This is a genomic window from Candidatus Eremiobacteraceae bacterium, assembly GCA_035710745.1.
Taxonomy (GTDB): domain Bacteria; phylum Vulcanimicrobiota; class Vulcanimicrobiia; order Eremiobacterales; family Eremiobacteraceae; genus JANWLL01.
The window spans coordinates 1-24,254 of sequence record DASTCX010000004.1; the positions used below are offsets into that span (position 1 = coordinate 1).

At 64.4% G+C, this 24,254-nt stretch carries 22 protein-coding genes; 9 read left to right on the forward strand and 13 right to left on the reverse strand.

What is annotated here, in order from left to right:
* Positions 1–301 precede the first annotated feature (301 nt).
* The 6 genes from VFO25_01095 to VFO25_01120 form a co-directional block, all read right to left on the reverse strand.
* A complete protein-coding gene (locus VFO25_01095; protein HET9341494.1) occupies positions 302–1,393 on the reverse strand; it encodes an AI-2E family transporter in 1,092 nt (363 codons plus the stop codon).
* The gene (locus tag VFO25_01100) at positions 1,390–1,866 is read right to left on the reverse strand and encodes a GNAT family N-acetyltransferase (protein HET9341495.1); all 477 of its coding nucleotides are present in this window, start codon (positions 1,864–1,866) and stop codon (positions 1,390–1,392) included. The genes VFO25_01095 and VFO25_01100 overlap by 4 nt, the downstream gene beginning before the upstream one ends.
* Positions 1,835–2,956, reverse strand: a complete 1,122-nt coding sequence (locus tag VFO25_01105; protein ID HET9341496.1) for a GGDEF domain-containing protein — start codon at positions 2,954–2,956, stop codon at positions 1,835–1,837. Before VFO25_01105 ends, VFO25_01100 begins: the two co-directional genes overlap by 32 nt.
* Positions 2,957–3,049: 93 nt before the next feature.
* On the reverse strand, positions 3,050–3,874 hold the full coding sequence (locus VFO25_01110) for an IclR family transcriptional regulator (protein ID HET9341497.1): 825 nt from the start codon (positions 3,872–3,874) through the stop codon (positions 3,050–3,052).
* An 88-nt stretch (positions 3,875–3,962) separates the two neighbouring features.
* Entirely contained in the window at positions 3,963–5,207 is a 1,245-nt protein-coding gene (locus VFO25_01115; GenBank protein HET9341498.1) for a M48 family metalloprotease, read from the reverse strand.
* A 60-nt stretch (positions 5,208–5,267) separates the two neighbouring features.
* Positions 5,268–8,699 carry a TonB-dependent receptor gene (locus VFO25_01120; protein HET9341499.1) on the reverse strand — a complete coding sequence of 1,144 codons (3,432 nt, stop codon included), beginning with the start codon at positions 8,697–8,699 and terminating at the stop codon, positions 5,268–5,270.
* A 114-nt stretch (positions 8,700–8,813) separates the two neighbouring features.
* On the opposite strand from VFO25_01120, the gene VFO25_01125 reads away from it, so the two are divergent.
* On the forward strand, positions 8,814–9,227 hold the full coding sequence (locus tag VFO25_01125; protein HET9341500.1) for a secondary thiamine-phosphate synthase enzyme YjbQ: 414 nt from the start codon (positions 8,814–8,816) through the stop codon (positions 9,225–9,227).
* Between the two features lie 36 nt (positions 9,228–9,263).
* Here VFO25_01125 and VFO25_01130 read toward each other — a convergent pair whose 3' ends face one another.
* The 6 genes from VFO25_01130 to VFO25_01155 form a co-directional block, all read right to left on the reverse strand.
* Positions 9,264–9,476, reverse strand: a complete 213-nt coding sequence (locus tag VFO25_01130; protein HET9341501.1) for a hypothetical protein — start codon at positions 9,474–9,476, stop codon at positions 9,264–9,266.
* Positions 9,477–9,536: 60 nt separating this feature from the next.
* The gene (locus VFO25_01135; GenBank protein HET9341502.1) at positions 9,537–10,757 is read right to left on the reverse strand and encodes a GGDEF domain-containing protein; all 1,221 of its coding nucleotides are present in this window, start codon (positions 10,755–10,757) and stop codon (positions 9,537–9,539) included.
* Positions 10,758–10,871: 114 nt separating this feature from the next.
* Positions 10,872–12,212 carry a bifunctional UDP-N-acetylglucosamine diphosphorylase/glucosamine-1-phosphate N-acetyltransferase GlmU gene (gene glmU / locus VFO25_01140; protein ID HET9341503.1) on the reverse strand — a complete coding sequence of 447 codons (1,341 nt, stop codon included), beginning with the start codon at positions 12,210–12,212 and terminating at the stop codon, positions 10,872–10,874.
* Positions 12,209–13,771: a glutamate--tRNA ligase gene (gene gltX, locus VFO25_01145; protein ID HET9341504.1), complete on the reverse strand. Its 1,563-nt coding sequence runs from the start codon at positions 13,769–13,771 to the stop codon at positions 12,209–12,211. Before gltX ends, glmU begins: the two co-directional genes overlap by 4 nt.
* Before the next feature lie 8 nt (positions 13,772–13,779).
* Positions 13,780–14,187 (reverse strand): cobalamin B12-binding domain-containing protein, encoded by a 408-nt coding sequence (locus VFO25_01150; GenBank protein ID HET9341505.1) that lies wholly within the window; start codon positions 14,185–14,187, stop codon positions 13,780–13,782.
* Positions 14,187–15,875 (reverse strand): methylmalonyl-CoA mutase family protein, encoded by a 1,689-nt coding sequence (locus tag VFO25_01155; protein HET9341506.1) that lies wholly within the window; start codon positions 15,873–15,875, stop codon positions 14,187–14,189. The genes VFO25_01150 and VFO25_01155 overlap by 1 nt, the downstream gene beginning before the upstream one ends.
* Before the next feature lie 340 nt (positions 15,876–16,215).
* On the opposite strand from VFO25_01155, the gene infC reads away from it, so the two are divergent.
* The 8 genes from infC (at position 16,216) to VFO25_01195 (ending at position 22,644) form a co-directional block, all read left to right on the forward strand.
* Complete coding sequence (infC, locus tag VFO25_01160) at positions 16,216–16,815, forward strand: translation initiation factor IF-3 (protein HET9341507.1); 600 nt, start codon at positions 16,216–16,218, stop codon at positions 16,813–16,815.
* Positions 16,816–16,840: 25 nt separating this feature from the next.
* Positions 16,841–17,047: a 50S ribosomal protein L35 gene (gene rpmI / locus VFO25_01165; GenBank protein ID HET9341508.1), complete on the forward strand. Its 207-nt coding sequence runs from the start codon at positions 16,841–16,843 to the stop codon at positions 17,045–17,047.
* 31 nt (positions 17,048–17,078) lie between these two features.
* Positions 17,079–17,453: a 50S ribosomal protein L20 gene (rplT, locus tag VFO25_01170; GenBank protein ID HET9341509.1), complete on the forward strand. Its 375-nt coding sequence runs from the start codon at positions 17,079–17,081 to the stop codon at positions 17,451–17,453.
* Between the two features lie 40 nt (positions 17,454–17,493).
* A complete protein-coding gene (locus tag VFO25_01175) occupies positions 17,494–18,273 on the forward strand; it encodes an RNA methyltransferase (protein ID HET9341510.1) in 780 nt (259 codons plus the stop codon).
* A gap of 95 nt (positions 18,274–18,368) precedes the next feature.
* Positions 18,369–18,467 (forward strand): YqzL family protein, encoded by a 99-nt coding sequence (locus VFO25_01180; protein ID HET9341511.1) that lies wholly within the window; start codon positions 18,369–18,371, stop codon positions 18,465–18,467.
* 156 nt (positions 18,468–18,623) lie between these two features.
* Positions 18,624–19,655 (forward strand): phenylalanine--tRNA ligase subunit alpha, encoded by a 1,032-nt coding sequence (locus VFO25_01185; GenBank protein HET9341512.1) that lies wholly within the window; start codon positions 18,624–18,626, stop codon positions 19,653–19,655.
* Positions 19,655–22,117: a phenylalanine--tRNA ligase subunit beta gene (gene pheT / locus VFO25_01190; GenBank protein ID HET9341513.1), complete on the forward strand. Its 2,463-nt coding sequence runs from the start codon at positions 19,655–19,657 to the stop codon at positions 22,115–22,117. The genes VFO25_01185 and pheT overlap by 1 nt, the downstream gene beginning before the upstream one ends.
* Entirely contained in the window at positions 22,114–22,644 is a 531-nt protein-coding gene (locus tag VFO25_01195) for a CvpA family protein (GenBank protein HET9341514.1), read from the forward strand. The genes pheT and VFO25_01195 overlap by 4 nt, the downstream gene beginning before the upstream one ends.
* Before the next feature lie 221 nt (positions 22,645–22,865).
* On the opposite strand, the gene VFO25_01200 is transcribed toward VFO25_01195, so the two are convergent.
* A complete protein-coding gene (locus VFO25_01200; GenBank protein ID HET9341515.1) occupies positions 22,866–24,236 on the reverse strand; it encodes an Ig-like domain-containing protein in 1,371 nt (456 codons plus the stop codon).
* Positions 24,237–24,254: the final 18 nt, after the last annotated feature.

A 24,254-nucleotide genomic window follows, 5' to 3' on the forward strand; every position in this document is an offset into this window, starting at 1 on the left:
CAAGATCCAATGGGTCAAATACCAGGCCCGCGGCTTCCGAAACGAAGCACGCTTTGCCCAGGCCATCTACTTCCATTGCGGCGGCCTCGACCTATCGCCGAGCCACCAGAAAGCCTGAAGCGCCGATTTATCTCGACCGCCACGGCCTTGCGTTCACACTTTGTAGCGGTCGAGCTTCAGCTCGACCGAAGACGACCTTGAAGTTGGACGACGGCGGCGGTCGACGTAAACGTCGACCGCTACCGTCGAGCGAGGCCGCGGCGGTCGACGTAAACGTCGACCGCTATATCCTAATTTTTTGTCACGTCTTAACGGTGGGATGTTGGCGGCCGGTGAGCCACGGGTGCAGCCAGACGCGCCACGCGACTTTGAATATCGCGGCGGCGGGGATGGCGAGGACGAGCCCCCAGAGGCCGAAGAGCTCGCCGCCGGCGAAGGCCGCGAAGATGATCGCCATCGGCGACACGCCGACGCTTTCAGCCATGACCTTCGGTACGAGCACGAGATCTGCGATCCGGGTGATGATGAAGATGACGAGCGCCGTACCGATGGCCATCGGCCACGACTGGAGCGCGCCGAGGATGACGCCGCAGAAAAGCGCCACCATGATCCCGAGGTACGGCACCGCGTACATGACGCCGGTGATGACGCCGAGCAAGAGTGCGTAATCCGAACGGATGATGAGAAGCACGACAAACGTCGCGACGCCCGTGAACGCGCACAACGCTGCTTGTGCGACAATGAAACCGCCGACGGCGTGCGAGACCTCGCGCGCGAATAGATGCGCGGTGTCCTGCGCGCGCTCCGGGAACAAACTATAGAACGAGTCGCGTATCTCGTCGCTGTGCGACAGGAAGAAATAGGAGAGCACGACGCCCGTGATGCCGATGACGAGCATGTTCGCGATGCCGAGCACGATGCTCCCCAATCCGGCGATCCCCGCGTTGAGCAGCGTCGCGATCTCGGTCGCGGCGCGCCCTTCGATGTCCTGGAATTGGGGCGGAAGCACTTTCGAGCCGATGTGCACGTCGATGTAGTGCTGCAGGGAGGTGAGCATATTCTGCGCACCGGTGACGTACGTGCCCCCGTTGCTGAAAAACACCTGCAGCTGATTCACCGTATCGGGGATGATGACGACGATCGCGACGACGACGACCGCGACGAGCACCGCGTACACGAGGCCGATAGCCACCGGACGCGGCATGCGCCGCACGAGCCGCCGCACGATCGGGTTGACGCCGTACGCGATGAGCGTCGCGACGATGAACACCTCGACCGTCCTCGGGATCAGCGTCAGGAAATAGACGAGCGCCGCGAGCACGACGAGGATGATGACCGTGCGCCATGGCGACCGGCGCGGCTCGACGACCTCCGGCGCGCGCATCTCGTTCATGCGCTTGCCTCGACCAACTTCGTGAGGAGCAGGCGCTCTTCGACGAGGCCGGCGCGCGCGTAGAGCGAGCGCGCCGCGGCGTTGTCCGCGCTCACCATAAGGCTCAAGTGCGGCAGTTTGAGGCGTCCTGCCTCATGCTCCGCCGCCCTCAGAAGCGCGCGCCCGACGCCCGTGCGGCGCACAGGCTCCGCGACCGCCATGAACGCGACGAACGCCTGATCGCTCTGCGTCACTTCATCTGGAACGTCTGTGAGCAGGATGAGGAAGCCGGCTCGTTCGCCGTCGACGGCGGCGATGAGATCGATCGTTCCGGGCCGCTCGCGGCAGAACATGAGGAGCCGGCGGAACGAGAGCGCTGCCGTGTCGGCGTTGACGTGCCGGATGCGTGAGACGCTCGTGGTCGCGCACGACGAACCGAGCGCTGTGATGAACGCCTCGTCGTCAGGAGCGGCGCGCCGCACCTCGATGCTCACGCGAATTGCGTTCGTGAGCATCGGCGGCTCGACCTTGATGTGCGGGAGCATCGCGCAGTGCGACGACGCGATCGCGTCCTGCCGCTTTCGCTTCGAGCAGACAGCGGTCTGCCGCCGCGACGCATTGCGCCGGCGTATGGATGTCGGCCGTCACCCACGCGATGCCGCACGAAACGGTCACGCCGATCTTCGAGCCGTCGAGCAGTTGGAGCGAGAGCTCGCCGACGGCTTGGCGGACGCGCTCGGCGATGTTCACCGCGTCATCACCGTCGCTGCCGGGCGCGATGACGGCGAACTCTTCGCCTCCCCAGCGAGTGACGACGTCGATGTCGCGAACAGAACCACTGATCGCGTCCGCGACGGCGCACAACATGCGGTCGCCGGACGGATGACCGTGGATGTCGTTGATCGATTTGAAGTGATCGAGATCGAAGAGCAGCACGCTCAACTTGTCGCCGAGACGGCGCGCCCGCTTCAGCTCGTCGGCAAGGCGGCGCTCGAAGTAGCGGCGGTTGAACGCGCCGGTCAATTCATCGGTGACGCCCGCCGCGATGCTGTGCGCGAGCATCCGCGCGTTCGTCAAACCGCGGCCCGCCAGCGCCGAGAGCCGGATGAGTCGCCTGATCGCATCGCGGCTCAGCGGCGGGTGACCGTCGACCGCGACGACGATCGCGCCGAGGGCCGGCTCTTGGCGATCGCCTGGGATCGGGATGAGCAGGTAGCCGCCGAGCGATGCGGCGTCGCCGGCGCGAAGGAGCCGCTCGATGTCGGCTGCGTGCGTGCGTACGGCCTCGGCTGCTTCGGGCTCCGCAAGCGACGCGACGCCGGCGAGCGCGATGGCGTTGCCGGCGCGGACGATGACGAAGCGGGGGCGTTGCCGCTGCTCGACGGCGACCGACGTGCAATCGAGCACGATACGCGCGATCTCGTCGCGGTCGAGCGTGGTGCACAGCCGCTCTGCCGCCGTCGAGAGGAACGACAACTCGGCGACTTTGGTCGCGAGATGCGCGTTCGTCGTCTCGAGCGCGGCGATGCGCGCGCGCAAGTCGAGTTCGTCCAGCTCCGATGGTGCGGACCGTTTTTTCGCCATCACTTCCTTCTTACCGCAGGATTACGCGGTAAACCGGGCGCGGCCATCTGTGACGACCGGCACGACGCATCCTCGAAGCGGATGGAGGAAGTTCTAGCGGACTGAAGCCGGCTCGCCTGCGTACCCGAGGCGCGTCGAGAGCTTCGCACCGCAGTCGATGAGCTCGGGTGTGACAGCGCCGACGTGCTCGTCGTTGAGGCGCGTCACGGGTCCAGACACGCTGAGCGAGGCGACGACCTGCCCCGAAGCGTCTCGCACGGGCACGGCGAGGCAGCGGACTCCCTCTTCTTGCTCCTCGTCGTCGAGCGCGAAGCCTCGCTCGCGTGTCTTCGCGAGCTCGTCGAGGAATTGTTTCGAGTCGGTGATCGTGTGCGGCGTACGAGCGGTGAGGCCGAAGCGGCGGAGGATGCCGGTGACGACGTCGGATGGTAGGTATGCGAGCAGCGCCTTGCCGCTTCCGGTAGAGTGCACCGGCAAGCGGTTGCCGACCTGAGTGAACATGCGCAAGATGCGCGACGATTGCGCCTGATCGATGTAGACCACTTCGCCGTCGTCGAGCACCGCGAGGTTCGCGCTTTCGCCGACGCGCTGGACGAGGCGCTGCAAGAACGGACGCGCTTCGAGCCGCAAACTGAACCGCTGCCGCATGTCGTGACCCATCTGCAGCGCGCGGAAGCCGAGCGAGTACTTGCGGTTGTGCTGGTTCTGCTTGACATAGCCGCGCTGGATGAGCGTGCCGAGAAGCCGGTGGACGGTCGCGAGCGGCAAGTTGACCGCCTGGCTGATCTCGACCAGCCCTACTTCAGTGCCGAATTCGACGAGCGATTCGAGGATGTCGAGCGTGCGCTCTACAGATTGTACGCCGGTCCGTTCCCGCCGGGAGCGGTCGCCCGTCACTTCGTCGACCGGAATATCCATGCGGCCCGCTTCTTTCGCGGCATCTTTTTGGGATGTGGAAGCATCCTAGCACTATTGACAAAAACCTGTCAAGCCGTCAATGTCCCGACTATTTCTCGGCCGCGGCCGCATATGCGATGCGCGCATCGAGCGGTGGATGCGTGTAGAAATACCAGACGATGATCGGTGACGGGTGGACGACCGAGAGCCCTTCAGAGCCGAGGCGTGCGAACGCGCGAACGCCTGCATGATCGATGTGGACGTGAGCGGCGGCGAACGCATCGGCGGCGTGCTCGATGTTGCGCGAGATGCCGTTGGCGACCGGTTGGGTCGCCAGCGCGAACGCGAGCAGCAGCCCGGCGAGCATCGGTATCGCCGCCGGATCGTCGATGCCGCGTGAAAGTCGGGGCGCGCCGCGGCGCGCGAGCGACGACCCGGCGAGCGCGAGAAACAGGATCGCGACAATCGAGCCGAGCCATCCGTAGAGCGATCCCCACCATATATGGTGCAGGACGTAGTGCCCCATCTCGTGGGCGACGACATAGAGCACTTCGTCCGGCTTGAGATCCTTCAATAGGTTGTCGCCCACTGCGATGCGCGCCGTCGGCCCGAGGCCCGCGACGTAGGCATTGCCTTCCGTCGTCTGCAGGCTCATGTCGTACTCGTAAACGGCCGACGCGCTGATGCCTTGCTGCGCTGCGAGATCGAGGATCGACTTCGTCAGCGGCGAGGGCGGCAGCGGCGTGTACGTGTTGAAGAGCGGCGCGATGTATGCCGGGAAAACGGCGTTGCCGAGGACGATGAGCGGCGCCGCGACGGCGATCGCGACGAGCGGCCAGCGCGCTCCGAGCCTTCGGACGAGAGGTCCAAAAGGCAAACCGAGCGCAAAGACGACGACGAGCGTCACGGCCCCTGCGACCGCCCAGTCGTGAAACCACGTCGCCGGAGTCTCGAGGCTGAGACCATATCCGTGCAGGACGATGAACCCTGCATACCAATCGAGCGGCAGCATGACGACGGCGAAGCCGACGTAGACGATCGCGAGGAAAGCAGCTGTCGCGAGCAGCGGACGTTTGATGCGCGCCTCGAGCGCCGTTCGCAGACGCGCCGACAGCGCGCTGTAGTAGAAGCCGAATAGGAGGACGAGCTCGGCGGCGGCGCTTGCGAAGAAGATCTTCAGCTCGAGCGATGACAGCTGCGCCGCGAGCGCTTGGCGGGCGGGCGGATAGATCGAGTCGAGTATCTGCTGGACATCCGGCGCGAGCGGCGTCATGCGTTGAGATGAGACAAGAACGAGCGCTCGACCTTTACTGATGAAAATGGAGCGGTCGACCTTATGGTCGACCGCCGCCACTTTTCGCCGAGCTTCGCTCGGCCGGTCGAGCTAAAGCTCGACCGCTACATCGATCGTAGATCAGATCTTGAACTGGAGGTCGAACGTCGCTTCGATCGGCAGTTTGACGCCGACGAAACCGGTGTTGTTGTTGTTGAGCCACATCGCGTACGGGTACGCGAGCTGGATCGGCCCGTTGTTGTGCGCGTTCGCGACCGTGCCGCCCGTCGGCGTCAGGAAGCTCGACGGCAGCGTCGAGTACGCGCAGACGTTGGCGTAATCCCACGCGTAGCCTCGCTGGATGCACCGGTCGATGATGTTCGACACGGTGAGCAACGCGTGCGTGCGCGGACCGACCTGATATCCGAGCGACATGTTGAGCGTGTAGCGCGAGGGCTGCTTGAAGTCGCCGAAATTGTCGAACTTGCCCGTGTACGGGTCCGGGATCATGAGCGGGATGCTTCCGGCGAGCTGGTTCGGGAAGATCGTCGAGTGCTCGGTGCCCGTGATGTCATCGTTCCACGACAACGGCGACCCGTAGACCGATCCGGAGCTGTAGATGAAGCTCGGTGTGATCGTCAGCGGGCCTTGCTTGTAGTTGACGAGCAACGTCGCCGTGTTCGGCACTTCATAGCCGTTGCCGGCTGCCCAGGGAACCGGGATGAGGTCGTACGGTGCGTACCAGGCGTTGCGATCGAGGAGCGGCTGCGCCTTCGCGCCGAGATACGGGCTCCCGGCCGTTTGATCGCCGAAGACGCCGCACGTCGACGTCGGGTTGCTCGACGGCGTCGCGCCGACGCAGCCGCCCGTGAACGAGTTGTATAGCTGGATGTACGCGTTCATGTTGTCGATGACGTTGCGGCCGTTGGAGAAGTCGTTGTACTTGATCTGGCTGTGCGTGTACGTGTATGCGAGGCTCGCCGCCCAGCCGTCGCGCGAGAAGCTCCCCTTCTGGATCGCCAGCTCGACGCCGTCAGAAACCTGACGACCAGTATTGAATGAAGCGAAGAGGCCGGAGATCGCGTTGACGATCGTCTGCTGGACCTGGTCTTGCGTGCTCCGATAGAACGGTGTGACGCGCAAGCTCGCATCGCTCCCCGCGAAGCGGTGTTCCCAAGAAAGGTCGAAGTTCGTCGACCGATCCGGCCGCACGTCGTGGTTCGGCGTGAACTCGCCGTACGGCGCGAAGTTGATGCCGAGGAACGCCGGCAAGTTCTGTTCGACGACGTTCCACGACGCCTCTCGCGTGCTTGCCGGACGCGAGTAGATGCCGGCTGAGAATCGAAGAACGTTGTCCTGGTCGGCTTGGAACGACACGCCGAAACGCGGCTGGAATTCGGTGTGCGAGAACGAGCTCGGATTCGTGTTGACCTCGTTCATGGCCGTCGTCAGCGGCCAGTCGGCCGAACACGTGTCGGTCGGCGAGTTCGTCTTCTGGAGCGGCTGGATGTAGCCGGGGCCGAAGCAGAACTCGTTGTTGTACGCGTGATACCAGAACGCGCGCGCGCCGTATAGCGACGGATTCGTCGTACTGTCGTTGAGATTGATCTTGTAGTTCTCGACGCGCGCGCCGACGTTGATCGTCACCCTATCCGTCGGTTTGATCGTGTCGTTCAAGCCGAGCGCGGTGAAGACCGGATTCACTTTGTTGAAGTTGGCGCGATAACCGCTCTCCGTGACGAGCCATTGACCGACCACGGGATTGACATCGAGTGTCAGCGGATCGTTGCACGGGACGACGAGGCATGGGCCGACAGACGTCCCCTGCACCTGATTGCCGAACTGGTCGATATACGGACCGCGATAGGTCGGCAGATGGTTCGGCGCGACGCAGAAAACCTGGACGCCGTTGTACGGGTCGAAACAATTCCCGTTCATGACGTCGCTCGTGATCGCCGGGTTGCTCTCGCCCGGGAAGCTGCCGGTCGTCGTGTAGCGCTGGATGCGCGTCGTCTCGTAGAGCGCCGACACGGTCAGCAAGTTCTTGTCGTTGAGCTGGGTCGAGTAATCCGCGACGCCGCCGTATTGGTGCGACGGCAGCTCGTAGTCGGCGAGCTCGGCACCGTAGCAGCAGAAAAGCGCTTGCGACTCAGGGCCGTGGATGAACCAGTTCGAATAGTCGCCGAAGCCGAAGACGCGCAGGTACGAACTCGTCGAGAAATTGTGCTGGTACTGAAGCTTCATGATCGTGTCGGAGTTCGAGTTCGAGTCGCGCGTGAACGGCTGCACCGGCGCGCCGAACGCGTGCGGCGTGCTCGGGAACAGGTACTGGGTCACGTCGTTGAGGTTCGGCGCCTGCATCATCGGCCCGGTGTATACGAAGCCGTCGCCGAACGTCGTCGAGGCGCTGTTGTTCAGGAGGAACTGCGGTCCGCCGAGATCGTTCTGCGAGCTGTAGTAGTCGTTCCACAGGTAGCTCGTCATGTAGAGCAGTTGGACGTCGTCCGACGCCCCCACGCGTTGGTGGATGTTGACGACGTTCTCGTGGTCTTCCGTGTCGGCGATGCCGTATGCGTTGCCCGGCGTGAACACGTTCGAGCTATTGCCGAAGTACGTCGTATTGATCGGGTAGAAAAACCCTTGGTTGATGAAGCTCGCGCCGTTGAATTGGTCGATATACCGATAGCCTTGACGGACATAAGCAGAGCCGATGTAGTACGAGAAGCGCTGGTCCGGCGTCGCTTCGCCGACCTCGTAGCTCACTTTGTTGTACTGCGTGGGTCCGCCGATGCCGAAGTCGAGCGTCTGGAAGCCGGGATTCGTTCCGCGCTTGATGACCTGATTGACGTAACCGGCAATGCCGGATGCGTCGGCGTTCGGCGACGTCCCGCCCGTGTAGACCTGGAGTTCTTGCTGCCCGAGGTTCGACAAGAACGTCTGCGGCGCGTTGTCGTACGTCCTGTTGACGGGGATGCCGTCGAACTCCCAACCGACCTGGTCGAGATCGCCGCCGCGGATGTAGATCGGCTGGTACCAGCCTTGCTGGCCCTGCACTGCGGACACGCCCGGCACCGAGGCCATCTGACCGTATGCGGTGTTCAGGTTGCCTGCGCCCGCGAGAGCAGAGGCGGCTTGTCCTTGCGCGCCGCTCACCGAGTAGACATTGCTCGTGACGCCTGCGCGGACGAGTCCTCCGGCTCCCGTGACGGAGACGCGGCCGATAACGGCGGCGGTCTTTTTGAGGGCGATCGTCAGCGTCTGGTTTTGGTCGACGAGTACGTTGACCCCGGGAAGCGTCGTCGAGTCATACCCCGCTAGCGACGCCGTGACTGTGTACGTGTCGGGCGCGAGCGAGACAAACGCGTAGGATCCGGTCGCGTCGGTCGTCGTCGCCTCGGTTTGCGATGGCGACGTGATCGAGACCTTGACGCCTGCGATCGGCTGCTGCGTCGCGGAATCGACGACGTGCCCGCCGATAGCGCCGGTCGTACCGGCAAGTGCCGGTGCGCCGAGCGCCAGGGTCGCGCAAAGAGCTATCGCGAAAGCGGAAAGCCGCACTCGATATGCACGCATGACGAACTCCCCTTCTACCGTGACGGACGACGGAATACGTCGGCGCCCGTTGAATGCGTGGGACGTTCTTGTTCGAACGGTATTGTCCTACGGCAGTATCATTGGAGGCCGGCGATGATCGCGCACACCGAATACGTCACCTTCAACACGAAAAACCGCTACGAGATCATCGACATCACCGACCGCGTCGAGAAAGTCCGTGCGAGCGCCGGGTTGCGTGACGGTTTCGTGCTCGTCAGCGCGATGCACATCACCGCGAGCGTCTTCGTCAACGATCACGAAGCCGGCCTCTGGCACGACATCATGGCGTGGCTCGAGAAGCTCGCGCCGCACGGCCTCGACTATCGGCATCATCAGACAGGCGAGGACAACGCTGATGCGCACCTCAAGCGGATGCTCCTCGGCCATCAAGTGCTCGTGCCGGTCACCGACGGCAAGCTCGATCTAGGGCCGTGGGAGCGCGTCCACTACGGCGAATTCGACGGCAAACGGCCGAAGCGCGTCCTCTTCAAGGCGCTAGGGGAGTGAATCCGAGATGATTGTGAGCGGCTTCGCCGTGCGAGCTTAGCCGGCTGGTACGATCGAGACGACGCTATCCGGATCGAAGGTCGTGCAGTTCACCCAATCGCCCGTGGCGCTTTTCGCCTTGCAGATCTGCCACGCCGATCCCGACTTGACGATGACGCCCGTAAGCGTCGTGCCATCGCTCATCTGCATCTTGCACGCACGCATCGAAGCAGCATATTCGACGACCGTCGCATCACCACCGTTAGACAAGGGCAACCTCCCGCTAAGTTCGGATCGAGGCGCGACGTTCAACCGAGCTTCGCGCGAGCCCTATCGTCGCGGGATCGGACCCTCGCCAGGATGACCGGCGTATCGCGGTTGCGCGCGAAATCGCAGGAACTCGATCCGATTGCGTCCGGATCGCTTCGCCTCGTACATCAAACCGTCGGCCACTTCTAGCAGTCTATCGGCGGGCTGGCGATCGTCGCTCGGAACGTCGACCGGGTAGTGCGCGACGCCGATGCTCACCGTGATCTTCACCGCTTCGCCGAATCCCGTCGCGTCGACGTTCGCGCGGACGCGTTCGGCGATCTCGACGGCCGCATCTTTCGTACGGTCGACGAGCGCGATGCAGAACTCGTCGCCGCCGTTGCGACCGGCGAAGCCGCCGCTCTTGTCCGCGATGTCCCCGAAGAGCGCGGCCAGCGAGCGCAACAACCTATCGCCCGCGGCGTGACCGAACGTGTCGTTGTAGAGCTTGAATCGATCGGTGTCGACGAAGAACAGCGCGAGGTCGCGCTTCGCGGCGACCTCATCGCGCAACCGTTTGCGAAACGCGATCGGCGTCATGAGCCCGGTAAGGCCGTCGACCGATGAATCGCGTCGGACGACGTCGGCGAAGCGCGCACGTTCGAGCGAATCGGACGCGAGCCGCGCGACGGTGAGCACCGTCCGCAGGTCGTCCGCCGCGAACGGTGCGTCGAGCACGCGCTCGACGTAGAGAACGCCGATGACTTCCGGCGATAGTCCGCGTCCACGAGAGCGGACGAGCGGAACTGCGAGCGCCCACACGCGGTCGCGGCTGCCTGCGGCCGGTCCGACCTTGTCGGACCACGGCTGCGATGACGCATCGAGCACTTCAACGTCGGCCGGGATGTCGAGCCGCGTCGGTCCGACGGCGATCGACGTCTTCGCGTCGCGTGCCATCTCGATGATCGAAGCGCCCTCGTACGATGAACCTTCGCGCAAGAAGCGCGCGTAGCCGTCGCCGGCGCGCGCGCCAAGCACGAGGCGGCCGTCGTCGATGTAGAAGCAGAGCATCGTCTGCGACGGTACGAAGACGCCGAGGCGGTCGAGGATGCGCGCACAGGTCGCAGCGGTCGAATCGGTGACGGCGTCGGTGAGCGACGGCACGAGGTGTTGTAGGAGATCGAAGCGTCGCTCTGCTGCGACGGCGCGCGCCGCGAGCGAGCGATTGCGCAACGCGAGCATGACGATAGCCGCCGCGCCGGCGACGGTCACGATCGTCAGCACCCACTGGGAGATGCTCACGCTTTCCCATCCGACTCGGGAGACCGCGGCGGTCGAGATAAATCTCGACCGCTCCCAATCTCTCTTAGCTAGACCGCGGCGGTCGAGATAAATCTCGACCGCTCCCCTCAATCCTTATTTGTCTTTGGGCTTCAGCGGTTTCGCGGGGTTACCCGCGACCCGCTCACCCGCCTGCACGTCGCGGATGACAACAGAACCGGCTCCGGTCAGCGCCTCATCCCCGATGGTCACCGGCGCGACGAGCGACGAGTTCGAACCGATGAACGCCTTGCGCCCGATCTTCGTCTTGTTCTTGTTCTTGCCGTCCCAGTTGCACGTGATGGTACCCGCACCGATGTTCGCTTCGGCGCCGATCTCCGCATCGCCGAGATACGATAGATGGTGCGCCTTCACGCCTTTCCCCATGATCGTCTTCTTCAGCTCGACGAAGTTGCCGATCCGCGAATCATCCGCGATCTGGGCGCCCATGCGGATGTGCGCGAACGGTCCGACGGTGACGCCGGCACCGATCGAGCTGTCGCGGACGATCGAATACCAGATCTGCGCCCGATCCCCGACTTCTGCATTGTCGAGCATCGAGTCGGGACCGATGACGCAGCCCATGCCGATCCTCGTCTTCCCGCGCAGATGCGTGTTCGGCAAGATGACGGTATCGTTGCCGGAGGCGACCTGCGCGTCGACGTAGGTCGTCGACGGATCGACGATCGTCACGCCCGAGAGCATGAGCTCATCGAGGATGCGACGCTGCATGACGGCGCGCGCTGCGGCAAGCTCGACCCGGTTATTGACGCCCATGACGAGCCGGGCGTCACGGCAAATGACGGCTTCGACCAAACCTTTATCGGCGACGATCGACGCGATACAGTCGGTGAGATACAGTTCGCCCTGCTTGTTGTCGGGCTTCAGCCGCCGGAGATGGTCGCGCAGAGAGCGCTCATCGAAGCAGTAGATACCGGTGTTCACTTCGTCTATCGCGCGCTCGGATTCCGACGCATCGACGTTCTCGACGATCCGCGCCACCCGGCCGTTCTCGCGCACGATGCGGCCGAAATTCGTCGGCAGCGAGACGCGTGCGCTCACGAGCGCAGCCGGCGCGCCGCTCGCCGAGCGAGCCGACATGACGTCGCGAAGGAGCGAAGCGGGCACGAGCGGCATGTCGCCGCTGGCGACGAGGACTTGTCCGTCCGATTCTGACAACGCGGCCATCGCGAGCTGCATCGCGTGGCCGGTGCCGTTCGGCGGCTCTTGGACGACGCAGGCGACGCCGAGCGCCTCGACTGCTGGACGCAGCTCGTCGCTGACGACCGCCGCGATCTCGTCAGCGCCGGCGCCACGCACGGCGTCGAGGACGTGCTCGATCATCGGCCTGCCGCACAGCTCGTGAAGCACTTTCGGCGTGCGGCTCTTCATCCGCGTGCCCTTACCGGCAGCCATGATGATCGCGCGCGTCTTCACGCGGACGTACCCGACGCGGCGGCTGGCTTTGCCGACGACAGCCGCTCGAGCAGCGCGTCGATCCGTGCGAGGCTCGTCTGCCGTCCGACGATGCTCGTCACCTCGAAGATGCCCGGGCTCACCGCCTGCCCGGTCAACGCGACGCGCAGCGGATGGATGAACGAAGCCGCTTTGACTCCATGTTTTTCCGCAAGCCCACGGATCGCGGCTTCGATGTCCGCTTCGCCGAATCCGGGCGCGTCCGCGAGCGCATCGCGAACGGCGCGAAGCCGCTCGACCGCCTCCGGTGCCTTGCAGTGCTTCTCGAGCGCCTCGGGCGTCGGATCGACGGGTGTGTCCGTGAAGAAGTACGCGCCGAGGTCGATGACATCGGCGATCGTGCGCACACGATCGACGAGCAGTCCGGTGACGCGCTCGATATGCTTTGGATCGGTTCGAGTCGCCGACGGCAAGCGCTTGCGCAAGAGCGCGGCGACGCGATCGGCCACGATGTGGAGCGGTTCGTTCTTGAGGTATTCCTTGTTCATCCAGCCGAGCTTGTTCAGGTCGAAGATCGCCGGATGTTTGACGACGTCGGCGAGCGTGAACGCCCGCACGATCTCCTCGAGCGGCATGATCTCGCGGTTCTCACCTGGCGACCAGCCGAGAAGTGCGAGAAAGTTGACGAGCGCTTCGGGCAGGTAACCGAGCTCGCGATAGTCGTTGACGAACGTCGCGCCGTCGCGCTTGCTCAACTTACGCCGCTGCTCGTTGAGGATGATCGGCAGGTGCGCCATGACAGGCGGTTCCCAGCCGAACGCTTCGTACAAGAGCAGCTGCTTCGGCGTGTTCGCGAGGTGCTCTTCGCCGCGGATGACGTGGGTTATCTCCATCGCGTGGTCGTCGATGACGGCCGCGAAGTTGTAGAGCGCCACCCCGTCGCTCTTGACGATGACGAAGTCGCCGATGGTGCCGGCGGGGAACGTCACGTCGCCGCGGATGACGTCGTTGACTGTGACGGCGCGCGCCGGGTCGACCCGGAAGCGGAGCGCCGCCCCGCCGCGTTCTGCGCGGAGCTTCGCACGCTCGGCATCCGTGAGCGCGCCACACGTACAGGCCGGCGCAGCCCGGTCTTGTAGCGGTCGAGCTTTAGCTCGACCGGGGTCGACCGCTCCACCCAGGTCGTCGTCGGGTTCGTCGTCGGCCGACTCGTCATCGGGTTCGGTCGAGCCTGCGATAGGCTTGACGCAAAAGCATTCGTAGACGCGCCTGTCGGCGACGAGCTTCGCAGCGGCCTGCGAATGAAGCTCGCGTCGCTCGCTCTGCACGTACGGCGCGTGCGGACCGCCGACATCAGGACCCTCGTCCCAGTCGAGCTTGAGCCAGCGCAACGCGTCGTAGATGCCGGCCGTGAACTCCGGCTTGAAGCGCGCGGCATCGGTGTCTTCGACTCGGAGGACGAACGCGCCGCCGTGGTGGCGCGCGAAAAGCCAATTGAAGAGCGCTGTTCGCGCCCCGCCGACGTGGAGAAAGCCGGTCGGGCTCGGAGCGAACCGCACCCGCACGCGTTCGGTCTTCAAGGCAGAAGTTACGCCTCGACCCGCTTCCCGCAGGCTTTGCGCACGAAGTCGATCGTCGTCGCGATCGGCGTGCCCGGCGTGAAAACCGCCGCGACGCCTGCATCGAGCAGCGGTTGGATATCCTCGTTCGGGATCGTACCACCGCCGAACAGGATGATGTCGGAGGCGTTCTGCTCGTCGAGCAGCTGCTTCATGCGCGGGAAGAGCGTCATGTGCGCGCCGGAGAGCACGGAGAGTCCGATGCCGTCGACGTCCTCTTGGATCGCCGCCTCGACGACCTGCTCGGGCGTCTGGTGCAAGCCGGTGTAGATGACCTCGAATCCGGCATCGCGCAGCGCGCGCGCAATGACCTTCGCGCCGCGGTCGTGGCCGTCAAGCCCGGCTTTTGCTACGAGGATGCGGATCGGTCGCGGCATCAGATGAACGCCGGCTCGCGGTAGCGGCCGAAGATCGGCACGAGCGCTTCCGAGATCTCGCCGAGCGTCGCCTTCTTTCGCACGCAATCGAGATAGTGCGGCATGAGGTTCTCATCGGTTTCGGCCGCGCGCTTGAACGCCGCGAGCGAAGACTCGACCGCGCTTCCGTCACGGCCTGCGCGGAACTCCTTGACGCGCCGGCACTGCTCCAGCTCCATCTCGCGGTCGATCTTGAGCAGTGCTATCTGTTGTTCTTCCTCGACGATGAACTCGTTGACGCCGACGATGATCCGCTCGCCGTTCTCGATTTCGCGCTGATAGCGATACGACGCGTCTGCGATCTCTTTTTGGAAGAAGCCGGCGTGAATCGCCGGGATGACGCCGCCGAGCTCGTCGATGCGGCGGAAGTAGTCTTCGGCTGCTTCTTCCATCTCATTGGTGAGCTTTTCGACGAAGTACGAGCCGCCGAGCGGATCGATGACGTTCGTCACGCCCGTTTCGTACGCGAGAACCTGTTGCGTGCGCAGGGCGATCTGGACGTTCTTCTCGGTCGGCAACGCGAGCACTTCGTCCAGCGAGTTCGTGTGAAGCGATTGCGTGCCGCCGAGCACCGCCGCCATCGCTTGGAACGCAGTGCGCATGATGTTGTTCTCGGGCTGTTGAGCTGTCGCCGAGCAGCCTGCGGTCTGCGTGTGGAAGCGCAGCGTCCACGAACGCGGGTTCTTCGCGTGATACCGATCGCGCATGTGGCGCGCCCAAATGCGACGCGCTGCGCGGAACTTCGCGATCTCCTCGAAGAAGTCGGAGTGCGAATTGAAGAAGAACGAAAGGCGCGGCGCGAACTCGTCGACGTCTTGCCCGGCTTTCACCGCCGCCTCGACGTACGCGAATCCGTCCGCGAGCGTAAATGCGAGCTCTTGCGCTGCGGTCGATCCGGCTTCGCGGATGTGATAGCCCGAGATGGAGATCGTGTTCCACTTCGGCACGTTTTTCGAGCAATACGCGATCATGTCGGTGATGATGCGCATCGAGGGCTCGGGCGGGTAGATCCACTCCTTCTGCGCGATATACTCCTTGAGCATATCGTTCTGGAGCGTGCCGCCGAGCTTTTCTTGCGGCACGCCCTGCGATTCGGCCGTCGCGATGTACATCGCGAGCGCGACCGGAGCCGTGCAGTTGATCGTCATCGACGTCGTGATCTTGCCGAGGTCGATGCCGGCGAAGAGGTCTTGCATGTCCGCCAGCGTCGCGATCGCGACGCCGCATTTGCCGACCTCGCCGAGCGCGCGCGGATGATCGGAGTCGTAGCCCATGAGCGCCGGCATGTCGAACGCGACCGAGAGACCCGTCTGGCCCTGCGACAGCAAGAACTTGTAACGTTCGTTCGTCTGCGTCGCCGTGCCGAAGCCGGCGAACTGGCGCATCGTCCAAAGCCGGCTGCGGTACATCGTCGGGTGGATGCCGCGCGTGTACGGAAACTGGCCCGGGTAGCCGACCTCTGTTGCGTAGTCGATGCCCTTTACGTCCTCAGGGTCATACATCGGCTTTAGGGGATGGTCGGAAATCGTCCGGTCGTTCGCGCCCGGCAGCTTGGCTGCCGACTCGAACTGGGCTTCCCAAAGAGCCTTGTCACCCTTTGGCGCCTGGCCGTTCTTCGAATCCGGCTCGCCGCCGATCAACTTCGCCACGTCGGTATCTTCCTTGGATATAGCTTTGAGAGGCGCACCGCCGCCTGTCCCGCTTTCTTCGGCCAGAGGCTGGGTCGCGCCTGCGGACGAGGTCCCGACCTCCAGCGTTGACCCTACTGCCGTTCATTGGTATAATGCACCGGTAGCGCGACTACCCTTCGCACCGTTCGGCGCCTCCAGGCAGTCAGATCGGTCCGAAAGACGAAGGCAGAACGCATCTTCAATCGTTCAACTGACGTCTTTCATCGGGTAGCCTGCACGAAGCGGGCTATTTTTACGTCCGCAGGTCGAGCCCGGCTCGACAGCACCAGGAAGGAGCACGCACCAGATTAGCAAGCCACTGCGCGTCAACCAGCAGATACGTACACCACAGGTCCGCGTCATCGCGGACGACGGCGCTCAGTTGGGAGTAATGGCGACCTTCGAGGCCCTCGCGCTCGCGCGCGAGCGCGGCGTCGACCTCATCGAGGTCTCGCCCAACGCGGTCCCGCCCGTCTGCCGGCTTTCCGACTTCGGCAAACTGAAATACGAACAAAGCAAACGCGACAAAGAGGCGCGCAAGAAAGCGCACCATATGGAACTCAAGGAAGTCAAGCTCCGGCCGAAGATCGAGGAGCACGACTACCTGGTGAAGTTCCGCACCGCCGAGCGGCTGCTGCAAGGCGGCGACAAAGTGAAAGTGACCATCATGTTCCGCGGTCGCGAGATCACCTACCAGCAGCACGGACGACGACTGCTCGATCGCGTCGCCGCCGACACGACGAAGATCGCCGTCGTCGAACGCGAGCCGCGCGTCGAGGGCCGGAACATGTTCATGATCCTATCGCCGCGCCACGAGATCGTCCAGGCAGCGGCGGCCAAGGCGGCGGCCCGTGCCGCGGCGGATGCGGCGAACCATCACCCGATCGCGGCTGCCGAAGCGGGCGACGCGACGATCTAAAGACAGTCAGACGACGAGGAAACCGATGCCGAAACTCAAGACGCACAAGGGCGCGGCGAAGCGCGTGAAGGTGACCGGAACCGGCAAGTTCATGCGCGAGCGACAGTTCTCGGGCTGCAGCCATATCCTCACGAAGAAGTCGCCGAAGCGCATACGCAAGTTCCGCAAGCAGGTCGTCGCCGACAAGACCGACGTGGCACGCCTGAAGCGCCAGTTGCCCTACTCGCAATAGCGCACGACTCGACGAAGGAGACGAACCCGAAATGGCACGCGTCAAACGCGGGATGATATCGCTGAAGAAGCGACGCAAGGTCCTCAAAGCGGTCAAAGGCTTTCGCGGCGCCCGCGGCACGACTTACAAAGCTGCGAACGAGGCGCTGCTCCACTCGCTCATCTACTCGTTCCGCGACCGGCGAGTTCGCAAGCGCGATTTCCGCGCGCTGTGGATCACGCGCATCAACGCGGCGGCACGCCAAGAAGGCCTTTCCTACAGCCGCCTCATGAGCGGCCTCAAGAAAGAAGGTCTCGCGATCAACCGTAAGGTGCTCGCCGATCTCGCCATCAATGACCAGGCTGCGTTCGCCAAACTATTGGAGATCGCGAAGAAGCATCAGCCGAAGGCCGCGGCAGGAGTTTAAACCGCTGGCCTTCCCAACCGCGGGCTTTCACCATCCATCGGTGCGCGCCGCGAGAAGCCTCCATCTGAAGAAGCATCGCCGTGAACAGCGATGCTTTCTCGTCGAGGGCCCGACCGCAGTCGAGGCGGCGCTCGCTGCGCCGGCAGTCACGCTCGATCGGATCTTCGTCGATTCGCGGGTGACGCTTCCGCCCGCGATCGCTGCGATGGCCGGCTCGCGGCACGTCGAGGTCATGGCCGTCGACGACCGCACGATGCATGCGCTCGCCCAGACCAAAACGCCGCAGGGCGTCGTTGCGGTCGCTAGGTTCTTCGATCAGGAGCCGAGTCGGCTCATCGAGATCACCGGCGACGCGTCGCAACCGTGCATCGTCCTCGTCCTGCACGACGTCGCCGACCCGGGAAACGCCGGTACGTTGATCCGCTCCGCCGAGGCGTTCGGCGCGGCGGCCGTCTGCTGCGGATCCGCCGGCGTCGACCCCTACAACGAGAAGGTCGCGAGGGCATCCCTCGGGTCGATGTTCCACATCCCCCTTATCTGCTACGACGAGTGGAGCAAGCTCGGCGATGCGCTCGCCGCGGCGAAGATCTCGCTCGTCGCTGCCGAAGCGGGCGCGCCCGACGTGCGCACTGTCACACTGCCAAGACGGGTCGCATTGCTCGTCGGAAACGAGCGCCACGGCCTGACGGGCGTGCCGGACGATGCCATCGAGGCTCGGATCGGCATTCCGCAGACGCCGCGGGCCGAGTCGCTCAATGCCGCGGTCGCCGGATCAATCGTGCTGTATGAGATCGCCCGCGCGAGAACGAGCGCTACGTAAATGTCAAGCCCCGCGCGCACTTGTTTCAATCGAAGTCTTTTGCTATACTCGTGCGTAGCGATCCACGAAACGGATGAAGGAGGCCAGCGTCTGCGATGCTCTCTCCTGACGTGTTCTGGAAATTCTTCAAGTCCACGGGCTCGATCCAGGCCTATCTGCTCTATAAGCGGATGGTCCCCCAGGGTTCCCACTGATCCAAGGCGGTCGATTCCGGTCGAGCTAAAGCTCGACCGCTACAAGGTCGACCGCTCTATCGTAAAGGAAATCGAGGCCGCAGCGATGCGGCCCATTTCGTTCCCCGGACGACCGGCCATGATGGCGGGGCGTTCGATTCCGACCGGAAACGCCACGTGAGCGACCTTAGCGACCAACTCGAAGCGCTCGTCGCCGAAGTCCGCGCGCGCGCGGCGGGGCTGAACGATGTCGACGCCATCGACGCGCTCAAGACCGAAGTGCTCGGCCGCAAGGGCGGCCGCTTATCGCAGTTCATGGCGGGACTCGCGAAGATCCCCAAGGATGAAAAAGCCGAGTTCGGCCAACACGTCAACGACGCGAAGCGGGCGATCGAAGAAGAACTCGACCGAGCGCGACGACGTGTCGAGGGCGCCAGTCTCGACCTGGCCCTCTCCCACCGTTACGACGTCACCTTTCCGGCGATACCGCCGCACGCGGGCGGCCTTCACCTTCTGCGTCACACGCTCGACGCCGTCGTCGACTTCTTCGGATCGCGCGGCTTCGCGATACTCACCGGGCCCGAGGTCGAAGACGAATACCACGCCTTCGAGACGCTGAACATCCCGGCCGATCATCCGGCGCGCGACAACATGGACACGTTCTATCTGCCGCGCGGCGGACTGTTGCGGCCGCACACGTCGCCGATGCAGATCCGCGCGATGCTCGCGCATCCGCCGCCTATCGCCGTGCTCGCACCGGGCAAGGTCTACAGGCGCGACGCGCTCGACGCGAGCCATTCGTTCATGTTCCATCAGATCGAAGGGCTGCAGGTCGACCGCGGCGTCACGTTCGGCCACCTCAAGGGCTTCGCGACCGATCTTTGCAGGCATCTCTTCGGCGCGGATCGGCGCACGCGCTTTCGGCCGTCATACTTCCAGTTCACCGAACCGTCGGCGGAAGTAGACGTCTCATGTCATGCCTGCGACGGCGCCGGGTGCCGTACGTGCAAAGGATCGGGTTGGCTCGAGATGGGCGGCAGCGGCATGGTGCACCCGAACGTGCTGAGAGCAGCCGGCTACGATCCCGAGGAATTCACCGGCTGGGCGTGGGGCCTCGGGCTCGACCGCATCGCGATGCTGCGCCATCGCATCGACGACATCCGCGTCTTCTTCGAGAACGATCTCGGCTTCTTGGAGCAATTCGGCTGATGCGGCTTCCCGTTTCGTGGCTGCGCGATTTCGTCGCGACCGACGCGACCCCGCAGAAAATCGCCGATGTTTTGACGTCGCGCGGCTTCACGGTCGACGGAATCGAGCCGCAGCCTGTGCCCGAGAACATCGTCGTGGGTCGCATCGAGACGCTCGCGCCGCACCCGGACGCCGACAAGCTCCAAGTGAGTACGGTCGACGTCGGAGGCTCGGGCGCGCTCCAGATCGTCACGGGGGCGCGCAACGTCGCGGTCGGCGACAAGGTGCCGATCGCGCTCGTCGGATCGATCGTCTACACCGGTGCTGCCGGCCCCGACGGCGAGCCCGAGACGAAGGCGATCAACAAGGCAAAGCTGCGCGGTATCGAGTCGAACGGCATGATGGCGTCCGCAAACGAGCTCGCGCTGCCGGGCGAATTCGACGACGGCATCCTCATCATGGACGCCGATGCGCCGGTCGGCGCCGAGTTTTGGTCGACCGTTCGCTTCGGCGACGCCGTGCTCGACGTCGACGTGCCGAGCAACCGCGCCGACTGCCTCTCCGTCATAGGACTCGCACGCGAGGCCGCCGCGGGCCTCGGGGCCCGTTTCTCGGAGCCGATTTGGGGCGACGGCACGGGGCCTGATCGATCTCCCATCGGGGTCGAGATCGGCGATCCGGCGGTATGCCGCCGGCTCATCGGGCAGCTGTTCACCGGCCTAGTCAACCGCCGTGCGCCGCTTTGGATGACGTTGCGGCTTCACGCCGCTAACGTCCGAAGCATCGATTTGATCGTCGACGTTTCGAACTACGTCCAGCTCGAGACGGGTCAGCCGCTTCATTTCTACGACGCATCGCTCATCAAAGGCGGCCGCATCATCGCGCGTTCCGCGCGTGAGGGCGAACGTGTCGTCACGCTCGATGACATCGATCGGGCGTTGCCGGACGGCACACCGGTCATCGCTGACGGTGAGCGCCTCGTAGGCATCGCAGGCATATTCGGCGGGCGCGATGCGAGCGTCAAGCCGACGACGACCGATGTCTTCCTCGAATCGCCGAACTTCGTCGGTCCTCGCATTCGCCGCGCCGCCATCGCGCTCGGCCTTCGGACTGAGGGCGGCATGCGGCACGAACGCAATCTGCCGCTCGAACTGCCAGAACTCGGCCGTCGGCGCGCCGCCGACGTGCTCATCGCCGCCGGCGCTAAGCCGAGTGCCGTCGTCGAGGCCGGCGAACGACCCGGCGCGGCGCGGACGATCTCGCTGCGGCCTGCGCGCGCGAATGCTCTACTTGGCACCGATTACGATACCGCGAAGATGGTCGCGGCGATCGAGCCGATCGGACTCGAGGTCGAGAATCGAGCCGGTTCGCTCGTCGTCACGACACCGTGGTGGCGGCCCGATCTGGTCGAAGAGGTCGATATCGTCGAGGAGGTCGCTCGCAGCATCGGCTATGACGGCATCGCCGAGCGCCGGTCGGTCGCTGCGCCGCAGACCGTCGACGACTCCCTCTTCGATCAAGACCGCGAGCTGGCGCGCTCGAGCGCGGCGCTCGGGTACTTAGAGATCGTGTCGATCGCCCTGCAAGGCACGCGCGTCATCGAAGCGTGGGAGCGTTCAGGGCTCCCATTTTGGACCGGTCTTGCGACCGTCGACAATCCGCTTTCGGACGATCAGCGCTTTCTCAGGCCGAGCCTGCTGCCTGGACTGCTGTCGGCAGCGAGCCGCGCGTGGCCTCGTGCGAACGGATCGCTTCGTCTGTTCGAGGTCGGCCACGTCTTTCGTGCGCTTGATCCTTCGGACGAAAAGGGAGCATCGCGTTCGCACGACGGCATGTACGTCGACAACGGCGTGGTCGAGTGGCCGTCGCTCTGCGGTCTCGCGGTGTTCGGCAGCGAGGACTCCAGCGGCGCGCTCGACCGGCAGTTGCTCGCGGTAAAGGGCGATGCCGAAAAGCTCGTCGCCGAACTGGCTGGCGTGGTGCCGGACACCATTCCAGCGCCGCGCCATTACCTCCATCCGCTCGCATCGGCGGACCTTAGGATCGGGGCCAAGACGGTCGCGAAGTTCGGGCGGATCCATCCGCGGCTCGCGAATGCGTACGAACTCCCGGCGACCACGTATGCGTTCATGCTCTATATGGAAGAATTGCCTCACATCCGACCCGCGTTGCCGTTCGCTCCACTGCCGAAGTTCCCGGGCACGCGACGCGACATCGCAGTCGTCGTCGGGCTCGACGTCACCGCAGGCGATCTCATGAATGCGATCGTCGGCGCGGGCATCCACGCCTTTGAGCGGGTAGCCGCTTTCGACGAATACGTCGGTCCGCAGATCGCGCCCGGCAAGAAGAGCATCGCGCTCGCCATCTGGCTGCGGCGTCACGATACGACGATCACGGATGCGCAGGCCGATGCGTCGGTCGCCGGCGCGGTCGCTCTCTTGCGCGACAGGTTCGGCGCGGAACTTCGCGGTCCAGCGACGTGAACTGGATCGACGCGCTCGTGTTCCTGACGCTGGCCGTGGCGTTCTGGGGCGGTTATAGAGCGGGCGTCGTCCGCGAACTCATCGGCCTCGCGGCGATCGTCATCGCATGGGTGCTCGCCGGTGCGTTCGCGGGACCCTTTTCCGATGCGCTCGGCGTGCAGCTCGGCGTCTCGGTCTCCGTCGCGCACCTCATCGGCTTCTGGCTGCTCTTCCTCGTCGTCTTCGCCGCGGTTCGCGCCGGCGGATGGGTGCTCGAGAAGTTCGCATCGCTGCCGATCATCAAGGTCGTCAGCGGCATCGGCGGCGGAATCGTCGCGGCGGCGAAATCCGCTCTGCTCTTGTGGTTTCTGTTGTTCGTCGCGCTCTTCTTCCCGATGTCGGCCGAGGTTCGCACCGCGATGCGCTCGTCACCGAGCGCGAGAGCCATCGACTCCCTCGACACGCCCGCGTATGCGATGCTCGAGAGCGCGCTGCCGCGCTCGGTCCGCGTCGTCGCCTCGTCGATCCTCAAACATCATCGACTTTAGGCGCATAGGGGTGGGAGCGGTCGACGTTTATCGTCGACCGCCGCGGTTTTGCCTGAGTGTGAACACAGAGATGCGGGAGACTAACTCTCTCGCGGCCTCAAAACACCCGCTTAGGGCGAGATCCTCTCGCGACAACGCGCGCAAAGATCGAGACGCTTCCCGTGGGAAAATAAGAGCGCCGGACCTTGGTCCGGCGTGCTCTTTGGTGGCACGGTTTTCGACTAGTGTGGGATCGGTGGGTTTGCCGGCGGTGGCTTTGGTCCCGGCGGCGGATTCTTCGGATTGCCCGGCTTGCCTGGGGTGACGGGTACGGCGACGGGGCCGCTCTTCGGCTGGTTCACCCTGACGGCGCGATGGAAGATCGAGAATATCTTCATGCCCGTCGTGAAGTCTGAGGGAAGCGCTTGACCGAACGTGTCCGTGACGAGGGTCGTGAATGTGATCTGGTAGCCCTCGCCTTGGACCAAACCCGACCCCTGCTCGCCGAGGGTCATCACCGTGCCGGTCGGGTCGAACGATACTTGGCCGAAGGACGAAAGCGGAGCGGGGGGCGTCGTAGCGCCGGCGCCGCCAGGCTGGAGCGTGAACGACGCGTAGGTGCTATTACCGGTAATACCGGTCTGCGATGTCGTGTTCACCGGCTGCGAAAAGAAGAACGTGATAGTGCCGGTCGGAGGTTCGCCATTCGGCGCGAATCCGGTGATGGCAAAAGTCCCGGCGCTCGGCGACGGCGCGACGCAGGTCGCGCAAAACGCGCCAGGCTGACCGTGGTGGCCGATCGCGAGCAGTGCGCCGCCGGCAGCTGCGAGCAACGCGAAAACGTTGAAGCCGCCGCGCGAGTGCTGCGCCGGAAGCGGTGCCATCGACTTCGTGCTCGTCAGCGCGTCGCCGACTTGCGGCTGATAACCGGGAACCGCGTTCGAGAAGCTCACCAGCGCGTCGTCATCGGTGATGCTCGTGATAGTCGCACCCGCCATCTGCTGGCCGTTGCGCGTGACCGTGAACGTGTCGCCGAGCGAGAACCCATCTTCGGTTCCCAAGTCGGCTCTCGCGCCCGTCGTCGTCGAGTAGATCGTGCCGATGCCGCGATGACCGGCGGCGAGCGCCGCGAGGTTGCTCGAGATCCCCGCAGCGAGCGAACCGGCGTTGCCGGGATACGGCTGCGAGAACACCTGCGAGCTGATGAACGCCATCGGTGCGACGCGATAGAGCGACAGGCGGTAGTACACTTGTCCGCCGGATGTTTGGACGATGCTGCCGAGAAGCAGCTCATCCGCGCCCACCTTAGCTGCGCTGCTCAGCGCACCCACGAACGGATCGTCAGTCAACGTCTTCGGAAGACCGAGCGGGCCGCCGCCGCGCGCCGAAAACCCCGAAGTCGACGATACTGCGCGATACGCGGCGTTGCTGAAGTCGGTGGCGATGGTGCCGCTTGCGCCGGCTTCGTTCGAGAACGATTGGACGGCGATGGCCGTCGTACCGTCGCCACGCGCCGGTGATGATGCGGGCGCCGCGACCGCGCCGATGATCGCCAATCCGATGACGCACGCCGCAAGACGCTGCAGCGCACGAACGCTCACTATAAGTCTCACCGAAGAGTCCCTTCCCCC